At 67.6% G+C, this 18661-nt stretch carries 17 protein-coding genes; 12 read left to right on the top strand and 5 right to left on the bottom strand.

What is annotated here, in order from left to right; translation table 11 throughout:
* Positions 1–166: 166 nt before the first annotated feature.
* From N5C28_RS18700 to ada, 3 genes are all read left to right on the top strand, one after another.
* A complete protein-coding gene (locus tag N5C28_RS18700; RefSeq protein ID WP_279824650.1) occupies positions 167–832 on the top strand; it encodes a TetR/AcrR family transcriptional regulator in 666 nt (221 codons plus the stop codon).
* Between the two features lie 3 nt (positions 833–835).
* A complete protein-coding gene (locus tag N5C28_RS18705) occupies positions 836–1429 on the top strand; it encodes an IMPACT family protein (RefSeq protein ID WP_279824651.1) in 594 nt (197 codons plus the stop codon).
* Between the two features lie 388 nt (positions 1430–1817).
* Complete coding sequence (gene ada, locus N5C28_RS18710) at positions 1818–2858, top strand: bifunctional DNA-binding transcriptional regulator/O6-methylguanine-DNA methyltransferase Ada (RefSeq protein ID WP_279824652.1); 1041 nt, start codon at positions 1818–1820, stop codon at positions 2856–2858.
* Positions 2859–3308: 450 nt separating this feature from the next.
* Here ada and N5C28_RS18715 read toward each other — a convergent pair whose 3' ends face one another.
* A complete protein-coding gene (locus N5C28_RS18715; RefSeq protein WP_279824653.1) occupies positions 3309–4586 on the bottom strand; it encodes an acetyl-CoA C-acetyltransferase in 1278 nt (425 codons plus the stop codon).
* A gap of 215 nt (positions 4587–4801) precedes the next feature.
* Here N5C28_RS18715 and N5C28_RS18720 point away from each other — a divergent pair, with 215 nt between their 5' ends.
* Positions 4802–6157 (top strand): 3-oxoacyl-ACP reductase, encoded by a 1356-nt coding sequence (locus N5C28_RS18720; RefSeq protein ID WP_279824655.1) that lies wholly within the window; start codon positions 4802–4804, stop codon positions 6155–6157.
* Positions 6158–6855: 698 nt separating this feature from the next.
* Here N5C28_RS18720 and N5C28_RS18725 read toward each other — a convergent pair.
* The gene (locus N5C28_RS18725) at positions 6856–7848 is read right to left on the bottom strand and encodes an AraC family transcriptional regulator (RefSeq protein ID WP_279824656.1); all 993 of its coding nucleotides are present in this window, start codon (positions 7846–7848) and stop codon (positions 6856–6858) included.
* A 174-nt stretch (positions 7849–8022) separates the two neighbouring features.
* Between N5C28_RS18725 and N5C28_RS18730 the strand changes: the two genes are divergently transcribed.
* The 6 genes from N5C28_RS18730 (at position 8023) to N5C28_RS18755 (ending at position 12311) form a co-directional block, all read left to right on the top strand.
* Complete coding sequence (locus N5C28_RS18730; RefSeq protein WP_279824657.1) at positions 8023–8874, top strand: MaoC/PaaZ C-terminal domain-containing protein; 852 nt, start codon at positions 8023–8025, stop codon at positions 8872–8874.
* 374 nt (positions 8875–9248) lie between these two features.
* Complete coding sequence (locus N5C28_RS18735; RefSeq protein WP_279824658.1) at positions 9249–9551, top strand: nucleotide pyrophosphohydrolase; 303 nt, start codon at positions 9249–9251, stop codon at positions 9549–9551.
* On the top strand, positions 9548–10297 hold the full coding sequence (locus N5C28_RS18740) for a methyltransferase (protein ID WP_279824659.1): 750 nt from the start codon (positions 9548–9550) through the stop codon (positions 10295–10297). Before N5C28_RS18735 ends, N5C28_RS18740 begins: the two co-directional genes overlap by 4 nt.
* Positions 10298–10400: 103 nt before the next feature.
* Positions 10401–11000 carry a DUF4136 domain-containing protein gene (locus N5C28_RS18745; protein WP_279824660.1) on the top strand — a complete coding sequence of 200 codons (600 nt, stop codon included), beginning with the start codon at positions 10401–10403 and terminating at the stop codon, positions 10998–11000.
* A gap of 32 nt (positions 11001–11032) precedes the next feature.
* A complete protein-coding gene (locus N5C28_RS18750) occupies positions 11033–11593 on the top strand; it encodes a DUF4136 domain-containing protein (protein WP_279824661.1) in 561 nt (186 codons plus the stop codon).
* Positions 11594–11804: 211 nt separating this feature from the next.
* Positions 11805–12311 carry a GNAT family N-acetyltransferase gene (locus N5C28_RS18755; protein ID WP_279824662.1) on the top strand — a complete coding sequence of 169 codons (507 nt, stop codon included), beginning with the start codon at positions 11805–11807 and terminating at the stop codon, positions 12309–12311.
* Here N5C28_RS18755 and N5C28_RS18760 read toward each other — a convergent pair.
* Together N5C28_RS18760 and N5C28_RS18765 are read right to left on the bottom strand one after the other, a co-directional pair.
* Complete coding sequence (locus tag N5C28_RS18760) at positions 12308–14983, bottom strand: PAS domain-containing protein (RefSeq protein ID WP_279824663.1); 2676 nt, start codon at positions 14981–14983, stop codon at positions 12308–12310. The genes N5C28_RS18755 and N5C28_RS18760 overlap by 4 nt on opposite strands.
* Positions 14984–14986: 3 nt before the next feature.
* A complete protein-coding gene (locus N5C28_RS18765; protein WP_279824664.1) occupies positions 14987–15430 on the bottom strand; it encodes a pilus assembly protein in 444 nt (147 codons plus the stop codon).
* A 96-nt stretch (positions 15431–15526) separates the two neighbouring features.
* Between N5C28_RS18765 and N5C28_RS18770 the strand changes: the two genes are divergently transcribed.
* Together N5C28_RS18770 and N5C28_RS18775 are read left to right on the top strand one after the other, a co-directional pair.
* On the top strand, positions 15527–16003 hold the full coding sequence (locus tag N5C28_RS18770; RefSeq protein ID WP_279824665.1) for a prepilin peptidase: 477 nt from the start codon (positions 15527–15529) through the stop codon (positions 16001–16003).
* A gap of 144 nt (positions 16004–16147) precedes the next feature.
* The gene (locus N5C28_RS18775) at positions 16148–16924 is read left to right on the top strand and encodes a response regulator transcription factor (protein ID WP_279824667.1); all 777 of its coding nucleotides are present in this window, start codon (positions 16148–16150) and stop codon (positions 16922–16924) included.
* A gap of 5 nt (positions 16925–16929) precedes the next feature.
* Here the strand turns inward: N5C28_RS18775 and N5C28_RS18780 are convergent, their stop codons facing one another.
* Positions 16930–18654 carry a TadG family pilus assembly protein gene (locus N5C28_RS18780; RefSeq protein ID WP_279824669.1) on the bottom strand — a complete coding sequence of 575 codons (1725 nt, stop codon included), beginning with the start codon at positions 18652–18654 and terminating at the stop codon, positions 16930–16932.
* Between the last annotated feature and the right edge of the window lie 7 nt (positions 18655–18661).

Here is an 18661-nt window from a genome sequence, read left to right on the forward strand (position 1 = left end):
ATTCGGCGACAAAATCGCGCAGGACGGGCCGACGGGCGCACAGTGACAGTGCACCGTAGAACCAATAGGTCACTCCGTGCGCTTTTTCGCCGCCCCGCGCTTGTCACTCAAGCGTCATTACGCTATCAGTGCACTCGCTCCGCCCTATGACCGCTCGGAATGACCCATGACCCTCGACGTCCCTGCGCACCGCGCCAACCCTGCCGGCAAACCTGCCGGGCGTATTCGTCAGAAGAACGAAGAAGCCATCCTCGCCGCCGCCGAGGAAGAGTTTGCCCGCCATGGTTTCAAGGGCACCAGCATGAACACCATTGCCCAGAACGTCGGCCTGCCCAAGGCCAACCTGCACTACTACTTCAGCAACAAGCTGGGGCTGTACCTGGCGGTGCTGAGCAACATCCTCGACCTGTGGGACAGCGCCTTCAACACCCTGACCGTGGACGACGACCCGGCCGAAGCGCTGGCCCGCTACATCCGCGCAAAGATGGAATTCTCGCGGCGCTACCCCAAGGCCTCGCGCATCTTCGCCATGGAAGTGATCAGCGGCGGCGAGTGCCTGTCCGAATACTTCAGCCAGGATTACCTGAGCTGGTTCAAGGGCCGGGCGGCGGTGTTCGAAGGCTGGATCGCCGCCGGCAAGATGGACCCGGTAGACCCGACCCACCTGATCTTCCTGCTGTGGAGCAGCACCCAGCACTACGCCGACTTCGCCACGCAGATCGCCCGCGTCTCCGGTCGCTCGCGCCTGACCAAGCAGGACATGGAAGACGCCAGCGACAACCTGATCCGCATCATCCTCAAGGGCTGCGGGCTGACGCCGCCGACGAACTGAGCCATGCCCTTCACCCTGCTCGGCCCTTGCGACTACCGCGAGGAGATTCGCAAGAGCCGCTTCCTCGCCCTCGCCGCGCCGGCCACCAGCGCGGCCGAGGCCCAGGCCTTCATCGCCTCGCACAGCGACCTCAGCGCCTCGCACAACTGCTGGGCCTGGAAGGTCGGCAACCAGTACCGCTTCAGCGACGATGGCGAACCCGGCGGCACCGCTGGCCGGCCGATCCTGGCAGCGATCGAAGGCCAGGACTGCGACCAGGTGGCGGTGCTGGTGATCCGCTGGTACGGCGGCATCCAGCTCGGCACCGGCGGCCTGGCCCGCGCCTACGGCGGCAGCGCCGCCAAGTGCCTGCAAGGCGGTGAACGGGTAGAGCTGGTGGCCCGCACCACCGTGGCCTGCCACTGCCTGTTCGGCGAACTGCCGCTGCTCAAGGCCCGCCTGGCCGAGGTCGAAGCGATACAGGCCAGCGAAACCTATGACGCCACCGGCGCCGACCTGCACCTCGCCCTGCCCGATGCCCGCATCGCCGACCTGCAGCGGCTGCTGGCTGATATCAGCCGCGGGCGTATTGTCTTGCAGCGGCTTTCAGTCGATTGACCGCCGCTCTCGTGGGAGGGGCTTCAGCCGCGAGCTCGGCGCCTTCGGCCATCCGAAAACCGAGCTGTCTGACAGAAAAGCTCGCGGGCAAGCCCGCTCCTACAAAAATCGCCGCTGAAGCGCCTCCCACGCAACGGTGGCCTCACCACTGACCTGATCGTTCCCACGCTCCGCGTGGGCATGCATCCCGTGACGCTCCGCGTCACCCACCGGCACCGGCCCCTGCAACCTTGGGACGGGCTTTAGCCGCGACTGCCCTTAAAGCTCGCCGCTGAAGCGCCTCCCACAGGTCCGGCCCCAAGCACCAATCGAATTTGAAAGCACGATTCGGATTGGCAGGCCTCGGCAACGAGTCGACAATCGAAACGTACTCCACAGGAACGCCGCCATGCTCGACCCTGACCTCTGCTGGCAAGCCGTTTGCGACCGCGACGCCTCACGCGACGGGCAGTTCGTGTTCGCCGTGCGCTCGACCGGGGTGTACTGCCGGCCCAGCTGCCCGGCCCGGCGGCCGCTGCGGCAGAACGTCAGTTTCCATGCCGATGCCCAGCTCGCCGAGCAGGCCGGCTTCCGCCCGTGCAAGCGCTGCACGCCCAAGGGTGCCAGCCCGGCGCAGCAACTCGACGAACTGGTGGCGGCGGCCTGTCGCCTGCTGATGGCGCAGGAAAAGCCGCCCACCCTCGACCAGCTCGCGGCACGTATCGGCCTATCCGCCTCGCACCTGGCCCGTGCCTTCAAGGCCCGCACCGGGCTGACGCCAAAGGCCTGGGTCCAGGCCCAGCGCCGGACGCAGCTCGAAGCGCAGTTGCCGCAGGCCAACAGCGTGCTGGATGCCGCCCTGGCGGCCGGCTACTCCGGCACCCGCGCGCTCTACGAACAACCCGACACCCTGAGCCCGGCCCAGCGTCGCCAGGGCGCTGCCGGGGAAACCCTGCGCTACGCCACCCGCGCCTGCCCGCTGGGCCATCTGCTGCTGGCGAGCAGCGACAAAGGCGTCTGCGCCCTGCTGTTCGGCGACAGTGTCGACGTGGTGGAAGGCGAACTGCGCCAGCGCTTCGCCGCTGCCAATCTGCAGCGTGACGACAAGGGGCTCGGTGATTGGTTGCAGCAGGTCATCGGGCAGATCGAAGAACCCCGCCGCGCCGCCCACCTGCCCCTGGACCTGCGCGGCACGGCCTATCAGCAACAGGTGTGGCGCGCCCTGCAGGCGATTCCCCTGGGCCAGACCCGGCAGTACGGCGAACTGGCCAGCAGCCTGGGCAGCCATCCCCGGGCCATCGCCCGCGCCTGCGCCAGCAACCCGCTGGGCCTGCTGATCCCCTGCCACCGGGTGGTCGGCGCCAAAGGCGCGCTGAGCGGCTACCGCTGGGGCGTGGCACGCAAGGCCGTGCTGCTTGCTGCCGAAGCGGAAGCAGCGGCAGAGCCCTGAAAGCTCGCCGCTGAAGCGCCTCCCACAAGACGTGCCCGCATGCAGCCCGTGGGAGGGGCTTTAGCCGCGATGGTTTCCTGTAGGAGCGGCCTTGGCCGCGAGCTCAGAGGCTTGTGTCCCGACACAGACTCCACGCGTAGAGCAAAAGCTCGCGGGCAAGCCCGCTCCTACAGATGAAGCATCTGATCGTTCCCACGCTCCGCGTGGGAATGCCTCCCGTGACGCTCCGCGTCACCCACCACCTTCAGCCCACCCCACGCGTTACAGCACAACCGGTGCGGACGCAGAGCGTCCGGGGATACACGCCCACGCAGAGCGTGGGTGCGATCAACGCGTAAGCCGACCAACCGACAGACGAAAAAAAGGCGGCGCCGCCTGCGCGGGCCGCCTCAAATCACGGAGTTGCTTACATCACGAAGCCACGATGAAGTGTGGCCACGGGGTATTGGATTACCGCTCGAGGATCGCGGTCACACCTTGGCCGCCAGCGGCGCAGATGGAGATCAGACCGCGGCCCTCACCTGCCACCGACAGCAGCTTGGCCAGGTTGGCGACGATGCGCCCGCCGGTGGCGGCGAACGGGTGGCCGGCGGCCAGGGAGCTGCCTTTCACGTTCATCTTGCTGCGGTCGATCGAGCCCAGCGGCTGGGCCAGGCCCAGGCGGGTCTGGCAGTACTCGGCGTCCTCCCAGGCCTTGAGGGTGCAGAGCACCTGGGCGGCGAAGGCTTCGTGGATTTCGTAGTAGTCGAAGTCCTGCAGGGTCAGGTTGTTGCGCGCCAGCAGGCGCGGTACCGCATAGACAGGCGCCATCAGCAGCCCTTCCTTGCCGTTGACGAAATCCACCGCCGCCGCTTCGCCATCACGGATGTAGGCGAGCACCGGCAGGCCGCGGGCCTTGGCCCATTCTTCACTGGCCAGCAGCACCACCGAGGCTCCGTCGGTCAGCGGCGTGGAGTTGGCAGCGGTCATGGTGCCGCGCGGGCTGCGCTCGAAGACGGGCTTGAGGGTCGCCAGTTTTTCCAGGCTGATGTCCGGGCGCAGGTTCTGGTCGCGGGTCAGGCCGCGGAACGGGGTCAGCAGGTCGTCGTGCCAGCCCTCGGCATAGGACGCGGCCAGCTTCTGGTGGCTGGCGACGGCCAGTTGGTCCTGCTCGTCCCGGGGAATGGCCCAGGTCTGTGCCATCAGCTCGCAGTGCTCGCCCATGGACAGGCCAGTGCGTGGCTCGCCATTGCGTGGCAACGACGGCGACAGGTGACGCGGGCGGATCTGCAGCAGGGCCTTGATCTTGTCACCGGTGCTTTTGGCCCGGTTGGCCTGCAGCAGGATCTGCCGCAGCCCTTCGTTGACGCCGATAGGCGCATCCGAGGTGGTATCCACGCCCCCGGCGATGCCGCACTCGATCTGCCCCAGGGCGATCTTGTTGGCCACCAGCAGCGCCGCTTCCAGGCCGGTGCCGCAGGCCTGCTGCACGTCGTAGGCCGGGGTCTCCGGCGCCAGGCGCGAGCCGAGCACGCATTCGCGGGTCAGGTTGAAATCCCGGGAGTGCTTGAGCACCGCGCCGGCCACCACCTCCCCCAGGCGCTCGCCATGCAGGTTGTAGCGTTCCACCAGGCCTTCGAGGGCACTGGTGAGCATGTCCTGGTTGCTGGCCGTGGCATACGCGGTGTTGGAGCGGGCGAACGGAATGCGGTTACCACCGACGATGGCGACGCGGCGTGGCAGGGTCATGGGGACCTCCTTGGCAAAGGTGAATGACGCACGGGCAAGGGACTGTAGCCTCCCATCGCGGCGGCGCGCAGGACTGACGTGGCAACAAACCTAGCAGCTGCCGACAGTGTGGCATTGGCCGCCTTGCCGGCACAGCATGCGACACGGTCAATTGCGCATTTCTCCTGTCTGCGTAGAGTGGAGGCACTTTTTTGATTCGTGCAGGAGCCACTCCCATGTCCGATCGTTACCTCGATTTTGCCAATTCCGCCTCGGGCCGCCGCCTGGTCGGCGCCCTCGGCCTGCCGGCGCCGCTGCGCCTGGAACGCTGGCAAGCCGGACGCAGCCGTCCGGTGGAAGGCGCCCTGCTGATCGGTGGCGAAGGCAGCCTGGCAACCGCCATCCTGCCGTTCGCCAACAAACTGACCAGCGAGCTGTTCGCCCCCCGCGAAGGCCAGTTCGAGCTGCCGCGCTGGACCGCCGAGCACGGCCCCAAGCTCAAGGCCCTGGTGTTCGACGCCAGCCACCTGACCCGTTTCGAGCAGTTGATCGAGCTGCGTGATTTCTTCCAGCCGGCCCTGAAGAACCTGGCGACCTGTCCCCGCGTGGTGGTGCTCGGCCGTGCGCCGGAAACCCTGAAGGACACCGTGGCCTCCAGCGTGCAGCGTTCGCTGGAGGGCTTCACCCGCTCCCTGGGCAAGGAAATCCGCCGCGGCGGCAACGTGCAGCTGCTGTATGTCGGCAAGGGCGCTGAAAGCCAGCTCGAAGGCGCGCTGCGCTTCTTCCTATCGCCCAAGAGCGCCTACGTGTCCGGCCAGGTACTGCGCCTGATCGGCAGCAGCGACGAGGTGAAGGACTGGACGCGCCCGCTGGCGGGCAAGAAGGCGCTGGTCACGGGTGCCTCCCGGGGCATCGGCGCCTCGATCGCCGAAGTGCTGGCCCGCGATGGCGCCGAGGTGGTGCTGCTCGATGTGCCCCAGGCCAAGGATGGGCTGGATGCCCTGGCCGCGCGTCTCGGCGGGCGCAGCGTGCCCCTGGACATCTGCGCCGAGGATGCCCCGGCGCAACTGGTGGAGGCGCTGGCCGACGGCATCGATATCGTGGTGCACAACGCCGGCATCACCCGGGACAAGACCCTGGCGAAGATGAGCGATGCCTTCTGGAACTCGGTGATCGACGTCAACGTGAAAGCCCCGCAGGTGCTGACACAGGCCCTGCTGGATGCCGACAAGCTCAACGAGAACGGCCGCGTGGTGCTGATCGCCTCGATCAGTGGCATCGCCGGCAACATGGGCCAGACCAACTACGCGGTGAGCAAGGCCGGGGTGATCGGCCTGGCCCAGGCCTGGGCGCCGGCACTGGCGAAACGCGGCGTGACCATCAATGCGGTGGCACCGGGCTTCATCGAAACCCAGATGACCGCCGCCATCCCTCTGACCATCCGCGAAGCCGGCCGCCGCATGAATTCCATGAGCCAGGGCGGCCTGCCCCAGGACGTGGCCGAGGCCGTGGCCTGGTTCGCCCAGCCCAGCTCCGGCGTGCTGACCGCCCAGGTGATGCGCGTGTGCGGGCAGAGCTTGCTCGGCGCCTGAGGAGGATGCGGTGGGAGGAGTTTTAGCCGCGAAAGCCGCAAAAGCTCGCCGCTGAAGCGCCTCCCACAGGATCGTGCCCCTCACCTCTGACCTGATCGTTCCCACGCTCCGCGTGGGCATGCAGCCCGTGACGCTCCGCGTCACCCACCGTCGTCAGCCTGCCTCAGCATGGTGGACCCGCAGCCGTTGCGGACGCAGAGCGTCCGGGAGTGCGCGCCCACGCAGAGCGTGGGTGCGATCAGTGGTGATCAACGTGGGAGGGGCTTTAGCCGCGAGCCCTGCGGTTCATGCCTCGTCACAGAAGCAACGCATCAATAGAAAAGCTCGCGGGCAAGCCCGCTCCTACAGAAAATCGCCGCTGAAGCGCCTCCTACGGATCGTGGCCTCACCTCTGACCTGATCGTTCCCACGCTCCGCGTGGGCATGCAGCCCGTGACGCTCCGCGTCACCCACCGTCGTTAGCCTGCCTCCGCATGTTGGACCCGCAGCCGTTGCGAACGCGGAGCGTCCGGGAGCGCGCGCCCACGCAGAGCGTGGGTGCGATCAATGGAGATCAACGTGGGAGGGGCTTTAGCCGCGACGCCCTGCGGTTCATGCCTCATCACAGAAACAACACATCAATCGAAAAGCTCGCGGGCAAGCCCGCTCCTGCAGAAAATCGCCGCTGAAGCGCCTCTCACACCACCGATCGGGAGCTGTCAGTGCCGGCCGCGCTTGCGGTATTCCACCGGGGTTTCGCCGACCCAGCGTTTGAAGGCGCGGTAGAAGGTGCTCGGTTCGGAGAAGCCGGTGCGTTCGACGATCACTTCGATGCGTTCGTCGGTCTTCAGCAGCAGGTCCTTGGCCAGGCGGCAGCGGTAGTCGGTGACCAGGTCGTTGAAGCGCACGCCGGCCATGGCCAGGCGTTCGCGCAGGCGGCGGGAGGGCATGTCCAGGCGGGCGGCGACCTGTTCCAGGGTGGCGCCGCTGTCGACCAGCAGTTCGCCGATCAGCTCGCGCACGTTGCGCACCAGGTCCAGGCGCTCGACCTCGGCCAGTTGCCGGCGGGCCAGCGACTCGTGCATGCGCAGCAACTCCGGCGCGGCATGGCGCGAGGCCTTGCCCAGCACAGCGGCATCGAACACCAGGGCATAGCGCTCGCTGCCCAGTTGCGCCGGGCAGCCATAGACCTGTTGATAACGCTCCGCGCAGGCCCCCTCTTCGTGCATGAACTGCACCTGGCGCGGGATGAAGTCGCCCTCGGTCAGGGCGTGGAACAGGCGGATCACCGCGCCGGCCAGCATCTCGGGGAAATGCCGCGGCGTGCCCGGCAGCAGGCCAAGGGTCAGCACGGCCTGGTCGCCTTGCACGTCGAGCCGGGCGTCCAGGGTGTCGGAGAGCAGGCGCACGTAGCGCAAGGCGTGGCGCAGGCCATCACCGAAGGTTTCGCTGGAGAGGAACAGGTATTCCAGCAGCAGGCCGTGGAAGGCTGGCAGGTGCTGGGCAAGGTAGAGGCCGACGTCGTCTTCGCCGCATTCTTCGCTGGCGGCCTTCCAGAACAGCCCCTGCGCGGCATGGGGAAAGCGCCCAGCGGGCAGACCGCCGGGGGGTAGGCCGACGCGGGCCAGGACCCGGTCCGGGTCGGTTCCACTGGCACGCAAGGCATCGATAACCGGGCGCATCAGCGCCACATCGTCGGTCAGATCACGCATATCGTCTGGAATTCTTGTTATTTGCGAGGCTCGATTATCTTAGGCAGCTTTGGCGTCGCCACTCAAGGCGCCGTCGGGCTGATTGACTGCCTTGCCGGGCCGCCCTGCGGTTGGGCCAATGCAGTCCCGTTCAAGGCGTCTAAGCTGCTGGCATCCGCTTCGAGGAGTTCGCCCATGGCCACCGATTGGCTCGATCTACCCGCTCCACCCGCTCTGCCCGGCCTGTTCCTGCGTGCCGCCCTGCGCCGCCGCGTGACCGGCAAGACCCTGCCCGGCGAAGGTCTGCGCTGCCCGGTCACCGTCGATCCCAGGCACCTGGCCCGCTACCGCAAGGTGTGCGGCTTTCGCGATGACGGGCGCCTGCCCGCCACCTACCCCCACGTCCTGGCCTTTCCCCTGCAGATGAAACTGCTGACCGACAAGCAGTTCCCGTTCCCCTTGCTGGGCCTGGTGCACCTGGAGAACCGCATCCGCGTGGTGCGCCAGTTGGGCGGCCTGGGCCCGTTCACCCTCAGCGTGCACACGGAGAACCTGCGGCCGCACGACAAGGGCGCGGTGTTCAGCGTGATCACCCGCCTGGAGGACCAGCTCGGCCTGCTCTGGGAGGGCGACAGCCGCATCCTCTGTCGCGGCCTGAAAATCGACGGCCCGATCATCGAACGCAGCGAAGAGCCGGCCCTGCCGCTGCTCGATGTGGACAGCTGGCAGGCGCCGGCGAACATCGGCCGGGCCTACGCGCGCATCGCCGGCGACTACAACCCGATCCACCTCACGGCCCTCACCGCACGGCTGTTCGGCTTTCCCCGGGCCATTGCCCACGGGCTGTGGAACAAGGGCCGGGCCCTGGCCGCCCTGAGCGACCATCTGCCCGCCGCCGGTTACAGCATCGAGGTGCGCTTCCAGAAGCCGGTGCTGCTGCCGACCCACGTCAACCTGACGGCCAGCGAACCCGCTGCCGTCGGGCAACTGAGCCTGACCGGCAAGGACGACGTGCCGCACATGGCCGGACGCTGGCAGGTGATCTGACGAGGCTGTTCCTGTAGACCGGCCTATCGCAACTGGCCTGATCGTGGGAGGGGCTTACGCCGCGACGCCCTCGAAAGCTCGCCGCTGAAGTGCCTCCCACGGGGCTGTGCATCCCCATCACCCTGATCGTTCCCACGCTCCGCGTGGGCATGCATCCCGTGACGCTTCGCGTCACCCACGGGAATGGGGCCTGTCCACACCGCTGCAGTGCCCCCCCGGCCCTGGCGGACGCAGAGCGTCCGGAGCTGCGCGCCCACGCAGAGCGTGGGTGCGATCTGTAGAGGGATCGTGGTCTCACCGCCAGCCTGAGCGAAAAGCTCGCGGGCGAGCCCGCTCCTACGGATAATGCGCCATCCGCCTGCCTGGGACCTGCCATGGACCTCACCGAACTGACCACCCGCCTGCACGCCATCCGTGATCGCAACGACTGGCGGCAATTCCACAGCCCGAAGAACCTGGCCATGGCCGCCAGCGTGGAAATGGCCGAGCTGGTGGAAATCTTCCAGTGGCTGACCGAAGCCCAGTCCCGCGAGCTGGCCCCGGAGCAACTGGCCCACGCCGGCCAGGAGGTCGGTGACATCGTGCTGTACCTGCTGCTGATGTGCAGCGAGCTGGGCATCGACATGGAGCAGGCCGTGCGCGCCAAGCTGGCCGACAGCGAGAGGCGTTTCGCATGACGGACCGGCACTTCGACGAGCTGGCCACGCGCTTTGCCGAGAAGATCTACGGCGGCGCCAAGGGCGCGATCCGCCTGGCGGTGCTGCAGGCCGACCTGGCCGAAGCCCTGCCGGACCGCCCGCTGCGGGTGCTGGATATCGGTGCCGGCCTCGGCCACATGTCGTTGTGGCTGGCCGAGCGCGGCCACCAGGTGACCGTCAGCGAACCCGCCGAGCCCATGCTCAACGGCGCCCGGGAACGCTTCGCCGCGGCCGGCCAGAACGCGACCTTCATCCAGGCGCCCTGGCAGGACCTGCTCGGCCAGCTTGAGCAGCCGTTCGACTTGGTGATCTGCCACGCGGTGCTGGAATGGCTGGCCGAACCCCACAGCATCCTGCCGGTGCTGCACCAGCTCACCGCCCGTGATGGCTGGCTGTCGCTGGCGTTCTACAACAAGGACGCGCTGATCTACCGCAACCTGCTTAAGGGCCACTTCCGCAAGCTGCGCAAGGCCGAGTTCGCCGGCGAGAAGCAGAGCCTGACGCCGCAGCGCCCCCTGGACCCGCGCGAGCTGGCAGCGCAACTTGCGGACGGCTGGCAGGTCGAACACCGCAGTGGGGTCAGGGTTTTCCATGACTACATGCCCCAGGAATTCCAGGCCAAGGCCGAGCTGATCGACCTGCTGGAAATGGAGCTGGCCCACCGCCGCCACCCGGCCTTCGAGGGCCTGGGGCGCTACCTGCACTGGATATGCCGGCCACGCTGAGCACAGCGGCACAGATCGCAACACGCGCCCTCTTCGCAGCGCGGCTCGACAGGCATAGGATCAAGAGCAGGACCGAGAGATTGAACGGAGGCCTGAGATCATCATGAGAGCCTTGATGTTTGCCCTGCTGCTGCCCCTGCTGGCGGCCTGCCAGAGCCAGAATCCCTACACGGCGCAGTCCAAGCCGATGCCGCCGGCGCCGGCCCATGCCGCCGACCACATCGACCTGAGCGCCTACCCGGCGCCGAGCCGCGATTTCGGCCAGTACCGCAACTGGACCTGGCTGGACGGCCGTATCCCCGGCGGCAGTGCCTGGGCCACCTCGGCCCAGGTGCAGGAAGCGCTGATCAACGGCCTCGACCAGCGCGGCCTGCGCCCGGCCCAGCCCGGGGCGAGCGCCGACCTCAAGGTCACCGCCAGCCTGTACCTGGAAAAACGCCTGCGCCAGGTCGCCGACCGCTACGGCACCTACTACGGCCACAACCGCTACCACGACGACTTCGGCATGTGGGGCAGTGCCCCGCTGGTGCGCACCTACGAGGAAGAAGTGGTGGTGGTGCGCATCGACCTGTACGACGGCAAGGACGGCCAGCCGGTGTGGAGCGGCAGCGCGGAAACCCTCAGCGACGGCAGCCAGGCCGAACGCGTCGATGCCCTGCGCGGCGCGGTGCAGAAAGCCCTGGAAAACTACCCACCGGCCTGACGCGCAGGCCATCCATCCCTAGGAGACCGATCATGCGCCTGCACCTGTTGTGGCTTCCCGCGTTGCTTCTGCTGAGCGCGTGCCAGACCACGCAACTGGAGCGCGACTTCGACCCCAACCGCGATTTCGGCGCCTACCGCAGCTGGACCTGGCAGGAGCCGGCGCTGCAGTTCCGTCCTGATGATCCGCGCCTGAAGAGCGACCTGACCGAGCAGCGTATCCGCAGTGCGGTGGGCGAGCAGCTCGACCAGCGTGGCCTGCGCCCGTCGGCCCAGGGCGCAGCAGGTGACCTCAAGGTACAGGTCTGGCTGATCGTCGATGACCGCCAGGAGCAGGTCAGCACCGGGTACGCCGGCGGCTGGGGCGGAGGCTGGGGCAATTACTGGGGCGGGCCGAACTACGTGGAAACCCGCACCGTGGACTACCAGGTCGGCACCCTGCAGATCGACCTGTACGACGGCAAGGACGGCAAGCTGGTCTGGCGTGGCAGCGCCCAGCAGATCATCCGCAACAACCAGAACGGCCCGAACGAACGCAGTGCGGCGATCCGCGAAACGGTGGCCAAGGTGCTGAGCCAGTACCCGCCGCGCTGAGCCTTCCATCCAGCGGCGTGACCAGGCGGTCACGCCGCTTCATGACAGACTTAACAAAGCGGCGCCGGCGCGGCACCCAACGGTGCAGGAAGTCCGACTCGCGGTGCTCCGTGCCCCGGGGAATTTCAGTAGGCTTCGAAAGGTACGCAGCCCTCAGCACCGCCTTTTCAGCCTTTCTTCAGCGATCACGCGATCGCTTCCAGGACCGTCGATGACTCACCCCAGCACCCTGTCCCACCGCCCCGCCACCGCCACCGATCTGCCGACCATCGTGACCTTCCCCCAGGACGCCAACGAGTTGTTTTTCGCCTACCCGAAAGCCAACTGGCCCCTGAGCGTCGGCCAACTGGCCGCGTCCATGGCAGAGCGGCGTGACAGCACGGTGGTGGTGTCGGAAGGACGGGTCGCCGGTTTCGCCAATTTCTACCAGTGGCAACACGGCGACTTCTGCGCCCTGGGCAACCTGATGGTGGCGCCCTGGGCGCGCGGCCAGGGCGTGGCGCATTACCTGGTGGCAGTGATGGAGCGGCTGGCCCGCGAGCATTACAAGGCCACCCGCATGAAGGTCTCGTGCTTCAACGCCAACAGCGCCGGCCTGCTGCTCTACCCCAAGCTCGGCTACCTGCTCGACGGCATCGTCGAACGCCGCGACCCGCAGGGTGCCCGGGTCGCCCTGGTGCAGTTCGGCAAGGCGCTGAAGGCCGAGACGGCGGCCTAAGGCTCGGCGATCTCCGGCGCGCTCGAGCCGGGCTTCTGCACCGGCAGGTCGATGTGAAAACAGGCGCCCTGCTCGGTGTTGCGGGCATGCAGGCGCCCGCCCATCTGCTGCACGATGCCGAAGCTCACTGACAACCCCAGGCCGGTGCCCTTGCCCACCGGCTTGGTGGTGAAGAACGGCTCGAAGATGCGCTCCAGCAGGCGCGGGTCGATGCCACCGGCGTTGTCTTCCACGCGCAGGTGCACCCAGCCGTCCGAGGTCTCGCAGTGCACGGCGATCCACGGCTTGAGCTCGGGCTGCTTTTCCTTGAACGACAGCAAGGCGTCGCGGGCATTGACCATCAGGTTGATCAGCACCTGCTCCAGCTGGTCGGCGTGACCATGCACCAGCGCCTGGGGCGTCTCGGTGCTCAGCCGCACCTCGACACCCTTGCCTTGCAGGCCTTCGCGTAATAGAGAGAGGGCGCCCTCGATGGCATGCAGCGGGTCGAACAGCTGCCGCTCCACTTCCGACCGGCGACCGAACACGCGCATATGCTCGACGATCTTGGCTGCGCGCTGCACCTGGGACTCGATACGCAGCAGCTTGTCCTGCAGGTAGTCCACCGGGGCGTCGCCACCGGCCAGGCGCTTGAGCACGTTGGCCACGGCCATGCGCATCACATTGAGCGGTTGGTTCATCTCGTGGGCCATGCCGGTGGCCATCTCGCCGAGGGTGGCCATCTTGGCGCCCTGGAACAGTTGCTGCTGGGCCTTGCGCACTTCGGTGTTGTCGCGCCCCACCGCCTGGATTTCCAGGAGGCGGCCGTGCTCGTCGAAGATGCCGCGGTCGGCCCAGACCCACCAGGCGTGGTCGCGCCCCGGCAGCTGCAGACAGATTTCCGCGGTGCTCACCGGCTGCTCCGGGGTCAGGCCGATGAGGCGCTGGCGAAAGCCGTCGCGCTGCTCGTCCGACAGCCAGTTGCCGAGGTTGTCGCCCTGCAGCTGCTCCGGCGTGCGTTCCAGGTAATCGGCCAACGGCCGGTTGGCGAAGACCAGGCTCAGGTCCGGGCGGTAGCGGCAGATCATCGCCGGCGAATCCTCCACCAGCACCCGGTAGCGTTCCTCGCTTTCGCGGATGCGCTCGGCGGCGAGCATCGCCTCGCTGACGTCCAGCCAGACGCCGACCACCTCCACCGGCTGGCCCAGCTCGTCGCGCAGCAACTTGGCTTCGTCGAGCAGCCAGTGGTAGTGCCCCTGGCGGTTGCGCAGGCGGTAGCGGCAGCTCACCGAGCCGTCGCGCAGCAGGCGTCGCGAGCGCTCAAAAAACGTCGCGTGATCTTCCGGGTGCACCTGTTCGGCGAGCAGCCCGGCCTGCAGCTCGGCCAGGCTCCAGCCCAGCAGCGGGCGCAGGCTTTCGCTGCAGAATTCGAGGTGCAGCGCGCCCTCGACATAACGCTGCACATAGACCACAGCCGGGGCGCTATCCAACAGGTTGCGCAGCCGCGCATGGGCCGCCGACGCGGCGTTTTCCTGGGCCTTGATGTCGCTGATATCGAGCAGCAGGCCGCACAGCCGACGCCGGCTGCCACGGCCCTGCACCTGGCCCTGGACCCGGTGCCAGATGTAGGCCTCGGCCACTTTGATGCGCACGCACTGGATGAACCCCTGCCCCGCCGTGGCCAGGGCGTTCAGGCGGACGCGGAATTCGTCACGGTCGGCGGGGTGGATACCCTGCAACCAGTCGTCCAGCGGCACGACATCTGGCAGCCCCAGGCTTTTCGACAAGGCCGGCGCCAGGTGCAGCTCGCGGGTGGGCTCCTGGTACTCCCACCAGCCGGCGCCCAGCAGCCCCTGCAGGGCCTCCAGGCGCTCGTGTTGGTCTTCCTCGCTTTGCTCACGCAGGCGCGCCAGCAGGGTGCTCGCCAGTTGCCCGAACAACTGCTGCCACTCCGCCGGTCCCAGCTCGGGCACCTGCCGCGCCGGCTCGTAATCCAGGCACAGCAGCCAGGCCGACTGGCCGTCACGACCTTGGTACGGCAGGCGGAACGAGGCGGTGTCCAGCCAGGCCGGGTCACTGCGCAGCACGGTGCCGACCGGCCAGGGCGATTCCACGTGGTAGGCGCTGTGGTCGGCGTAGATGCGCCAGGTGCCGCTGGCCTCGGGCAATGCCAGGGCCAGGGCGGGGATTTTCCAGCCCTGGGCCAGCTCGGCGAGGGCCTCGCCGGTCGCGTGCTGCAGGTCGCTGGCACTGGCGTAGCGCAGGCGCTCGGCCAGGCGCGCCGACTGGCTCAGGGCATGACGCCGCACTTCCTGGATGCGCGCCTGGGCCAGCAGGTCGTCGACGGCCTGCAACAGCAGCAGCCAGCCGTCGCCCCGGGCCTGCAGCCAGCCCCGGGTCGCCAGCAGGTTGCGCTGGTCGCCGTAGAAATCCAGGTCGAGGCTGTGCCCCAGCCAGTCGTTCAGGTCGCGCGGTACCTGGGCCGCGCTGGATGGCGCCAGATAATCCCGCAACGGGCTGGCTTCGGCATGCCGCGCCAGGCGTGGCGCCAGGGGTCCTGCCAGGTGCAGCACCCGCCCACTGTCGTCCAGCAGGATGGCCAGGCCGCCAGGCGGTGCCTCGGGCAACGGTTGCGGCATTTCCGGGGTGACGGTTTCCTCGACGGGCTTTTCAGCAGAACGGAACCAGGTCATGGGTCAGTCACCCAACCGGATGCTGGCGGTGGCTTCCAGCACGTTCGGCAGGCGCGGGATCTCGCCAATGCCCGGGAACACCAGGAACGGCACCAGGGGAAACTGCCGGTAGGGGTAGCTGATGCGCACGGTGAAGATGCCATTGGCCGCCGGCGCCGGCGCGCTGATCACCACCCGGCTGCGCACGGCGGCGGGCATCCAGCTGATCTGCTGGGCCACCACGGCCTGCGCTTCCAGGCTGTAGTTGGCGGCCCCCGGCTGCAGGGCGATGGCGCGCCGCACGGCCTCGGACGAGGCATGGTTGAAGGTCTGCACCATCATCAGGGGCAAGCTGTAGCTGACCGCGCCGTAGAAAACGATGAAGAACAGCACGAAGACCATGGCGAATTCGATGGCCGCCGCCCCCTTCTGCTTTCTACCGGCATAGCCGTAGGCTCCCTTGTTCATGACCGGGTCCCTGTGTGATTCGCGCGTTCGCCGCAGGGTGTGTGCGTGGTAAAAGTACAGCCATACTCCAGCATAGAACCCTCCGAACGGACTCGCATGTACAGCCTTGCCCTTCTTGCCTGGCTCGGCCTCTGTGCCGTGCAGGACGCCCGCAATGCGCGTATTTCCAATCGCCTGACCCTGGGCGGCCTGGCCGTGGTCGCCCTGTACCTGCTGCTGGCCGGCCACACCCTGCTCGGCGCCGCCCCCACCGATGCGGCGCTGGCCACGGGCCTGGCGCTGCTGTTCGGCCTGCCAGGCTACGCCCTGGGGCGCTTCGGGGCCGGCGACGTCAAGCTGCTGCTGTTCATCGCCCTGGCCAGCACCCCCACGCACCTGCTGCTCGGCCTGATCGGTGCCGGCGTCGGCCTGGCGCTGTGGGCCGCGCTGGTACCGTTCGTCTGGCCGACACTGGCGCAACCGGTGCAAAACGCCATGCCGCGACTGGCCCCGAACCCCCGCAAAACCTACCCCTTCGCGCCCTTCCTGCTCATCGCGTTGACGCTGCCCCTACTTATGATTGGCGCGTCCTAGACCACACGAAAGTGCTATACCTTTCGTGAGACGCCAGTGCTATGTTGAATTGAGAACGCTGCTGTGGACCGGTTCAGGAAGAGCAGTATGGATACCCGGTTGGCAGTCTGAGCCCCGATAACGTTTTTCTTCGGAAGGCAGGACATGGATACCTATCAGCATCAGGTCAAGCTGCTTATCGTCGACGACGACCCGTTCATCGTCGAAGAACTGAGTGAATTCCTTTCCGCGAATGGCTACCCCTGCGTCGCCAGCCAGTCCACCGCTCATGCCCGCGAGCTGTTCGACAACGATCCGCAGATCGGCATCGTGCTGTGCGACCTGCACATGCCCGAGATGGACGGCATCAGCCTGGTCCACGAACTGGAGCGTATCGCCGGCGACGGTCGCCCCTTCGAGGCGATCATCTTCACCGGCCAGGCCGAGAGCCGCGACGTGATAGCTGCCATGCGCGCCGGGGTGGCGGACTTCTACCAGAAGCCGATCGACACCGACGAAGTGCTCATTGCCCTCAAGCGGCTCGAACAGAACCTGTCCAAGCGGCTGATGGATTACCAGCAGTTGGGGCAGCTCAACCAGAAGCTGCAGTTCCTCGCCGACTCGCTCAACGAGCTGCACCACGATGTGCACCGGATGCGCGGCAATTTCGACAAGGCCCCGGGCAACAAGGCGATGCCCCAGGAAGAGACCGTGGCGCCGCCGTTCGATCAACTGTCGCCCCGGCAACTGGAAGTGGCGCGCCTGATCGGCAAGGGCATGACCAACTACCAGATCTCCTGCGAGCTGGGCATCACCGAAAACACCGTGAAGCTCTACGTGTCCCAGGTGCTGCGCCTGACCCACATGCACAACCGCACCCAACTGGCCCTGGCCCTGTCGCCAACGGCCGGCCCCACCACCATGCGCCTCACCGCCCATTGAACCGGTCATAGCAGCAACCGTGGCGTGTCCGCCTGCACGTCGAGCAGGCGGATATCCACGAACCCCAGCTGCAGGCCGAGCAGTTGCAGCAGCGGGTCCAGGATCAGGGTGCCCAGTGAGCCCACCAGCCCGCCGATGATGCCCACCAGGGCGCTGAGGGTGGTGCAGATCGGCAGCAGCCCACACAACCCGCCGCCCAACAGGCGGATATCCAGTTTGATGCTCTGCCCCAGGCTGGTCAGCGCATTGCCCAGCCCCGCGCCAACGCCGGTGTTCTGGCGCACCGCCACGGTGGGCAGATCGGCATCGGAAATGTCGAGGAACGACGCCCTCTGCTGCTGGGCACTGACCACCTGGCTCTGCGCCGACACCGCCACGGTCACCACGCCTGCCAGCACCTTCACCGTGATGGGGTTGATGGTCGGGTTGCTGGCGCCCATGTTGCTGAAGGTCCCCAGCGACAACGAGGCGATGCCCGGCTGCGTGACAATGTGCACATCGCGCTCGGCCGACAGCAGCGAGCCGCAGTCGATACTTTCCAGCGCCGCCCAGCCCTGGGCCACGTCCAGCGCCAGGCCAAGGTCGATTTCCACCAGCCCCAGGGCATTCAGCTTGGTCAGGATCTGCACCCGCAGCTGGGCCGTGCGCACCTGAGTGCGCCAGTTGCCCTGAGGGTCTCGCCCGGGCAGGCCGATGGCGATCTGCGGCGCCTCGACGACGTACAGCCGCACACTCAGGCTGCCCAGGCCCAGCAGGCTGAGCAGGCCGGTGCCATCGAGCGAAACGTTCACCGCCTGCTGGCGGTTGGAGAGAAACGCCAGGGACGTGATCAGGTCCATCACGCTCAGGTCGGTGCGCAGCGCCTCGCGGTTCATCGCGGCCGGGCTCTGCACCTTGAGAATGTCGCCAAGCTTCACCGTGGCCGGACCAACACCCGTGCTCAGCAGCGGGTTCAGGCGACTGCGCACGGCGGCACTCAGGGTGCCGCGCCCATCCAGGGCGCCCACGGTGGCGGCGATCACCTGGCCGGCGGTGACGCTGGTCTGCAGCAGTTCATCCACCGTACCGGCCGCCAGGTTGACCCCGGCCAGGCGCAGGCGGTCGCTCACTTCCAGCAGGTTGACCATGGCCCCGGCCAGGGCCTTGTAGCTGGCCGCATCCAGGTTCAGGGTGGTGCCGAGCATGCGCCCGAGCAGGGCGTTGAGCACCACCGACTGGTTGCTGTCCAGCGCCAGCAAGCCGCTGCCCAGGGAAAAACTCGCCAGCGGCGAGCGCTGGGCCACCGCCTGGGCACGCAGGGTGACCTGCTCACCGAACAGGCCACCCAGCACCAGGCTGGCCGGTACGGTTCGCGCCACCTGCACCCGCACCGCCTGGGGCTGGGCCGGGTCGGCGTTGAACACCCGCCGCGTGCCATCAGCCGAGCGCTGCACCACCCCCAGCTGGACCTGGCTGCCACCGGAATCCAGCGGCCCGGTGAAGCCGTTGCGCTGTGCACCGGCACGGGCATGCTGCAGCGCCTGGGCGTGACTGCCGTTGCCGCACATGGCGCCGTAGCTGGACGCTTCCAGCGCCGACAGGTCCGCCACGCGCTGCAGGCGGCGCTGCTCCATGTGCAGGCGCCCGGCATCGGCCACCAGCACCAGGAACATCACCAGCAGGCCGAGCACCATGACGCTCATCACCCCGATGGCGCCGCGCTGCCTGCGGGGCAGGTAATAGCCGTCCATTCGCCAA

The sequence above is a fragment of the Pseudomonas sp. GD03944 genome (assembly GCF_029839275.1).
Taxonomy (GTDB): Bacteria; Pseudomonadota; Gammaproteobacteria; order Pseudomonadales; family Pseudomonadaceae; genus Aquipseudomonas.

Coding starts and splice junctions, on each gene's coding strand:
- N5C28_RS18700 (WP_279824650.1), top strand. CDS start 167: ATGACCCTCGACGTCCCTGCGCACCGCGCCAACCCTGCCGGCAAACCT.
- N5C28_RS18705 (WP_279824651.1), top strand. CDS start 836: ATGCCCTTCACCCTGCTCGGCCCTTGCGACTACCGCGAGGAGATTCGC.
- ada (WP_279824652.1), top strand. CDS start 1,818: ATGCTCGACCCTGACCTCTGCTGGCAAGCCGTTTGCGACCGCGACGCC.
- N5C28_RS18715 (WP_279824653.1), bottom strand. CDS start 4,586: ATGACCCTGCCACGCCGCGTCGCCATCGTCGGTGGTAACCGCATTCCG.
- N5C28_RS18720 (WP_279824655.1), top strand. CDS start 4,802: ATGTCCGATCGTTACCTCGATTTTGCCAATTCCGCCTCGGGCCGCCGC.
- N5C28_RS18725 (WP_279824656.1), bottom strand. CDS start 7,848: ATGCGTGATCTGACCGACGATGTGGCGCTGATGCGCCCGGTTATCGAT.
- N5C28_RS18730 (WP_279824657.1), top strand. CDS start 8,023: ATGGCCACCGATTGGCTCGATCTACCCGCTCCACCCGCTCTGCCCGGC.
- N5C28_RS18735 (WP_279824658.1), top strand. CDS start 9,249: ATGGACCTCACCGAACTGACCACCCGCCTGCACGCCATCCGTGATCGC.
- N5C28_RS18740 (WP_279824659.1), top strand. CDS start 9,548: ATGACGGACCGGCACTTCGACGAGCTGGCCACGCGCTTTGCCGAGAAG.
- N5C28_RS18745 (WP_279824660.1), top strand. CDS start 10,401: ATGAGAGCCTTGATGTTTGCCCTGCTGCTGCCCCTGCTGGCGGCCTGC.
- N5C28_RS18750 (WP_279824661.1), top strand. CDS start 11,033: ATGCGCCTGCACCTGTTGTGGCTTCCCGCGTTGCTTCTGCTGAGCGCG.
- N5C28_RS18755 (WP_279824662.1), top strand. CDS start 11,805: ATGACTCACCCCAGCACCCTGTCCCACCGCCCCGCCACCGCCACCGAT.
- N5C28_RS18760 (WP_279824663.1), bottom strand. CDS start 14,983: ATGACCTGGTTCCGTTCTGCTGAAAAGCCCGTCGAGGAAACCGTCACC.
- N5C28_RS18765 (WP_279824664.1), bottom strand. CDS start 15,430: ATGAACAAGGGAGCCTACGGCTATGCCGGTAGAAAGCAGAAGGGGGCG.
- N5C28_RS18770 (WP_279824665.1), top strand. CDS start 15,527: ATGTACAGCCTTGCCCTTCTTGCCTGGCTCGGCCTCTGTGCCGTGCAG.
- N5C28_RS18775 (WP_279824667.1), top strand. CDS start 16,148: ATGGATACCTATCAGCATCAGGTCAAGCTGCTTATCGTCGACGACGAC.
- N5C28_RS18780 (WP_279824669.1), bottom strand. CDS start 18,654: ATGGACGGCTATTACCTGCCCCGCAGGCAGCGCGGCGCCATCGGGGTG.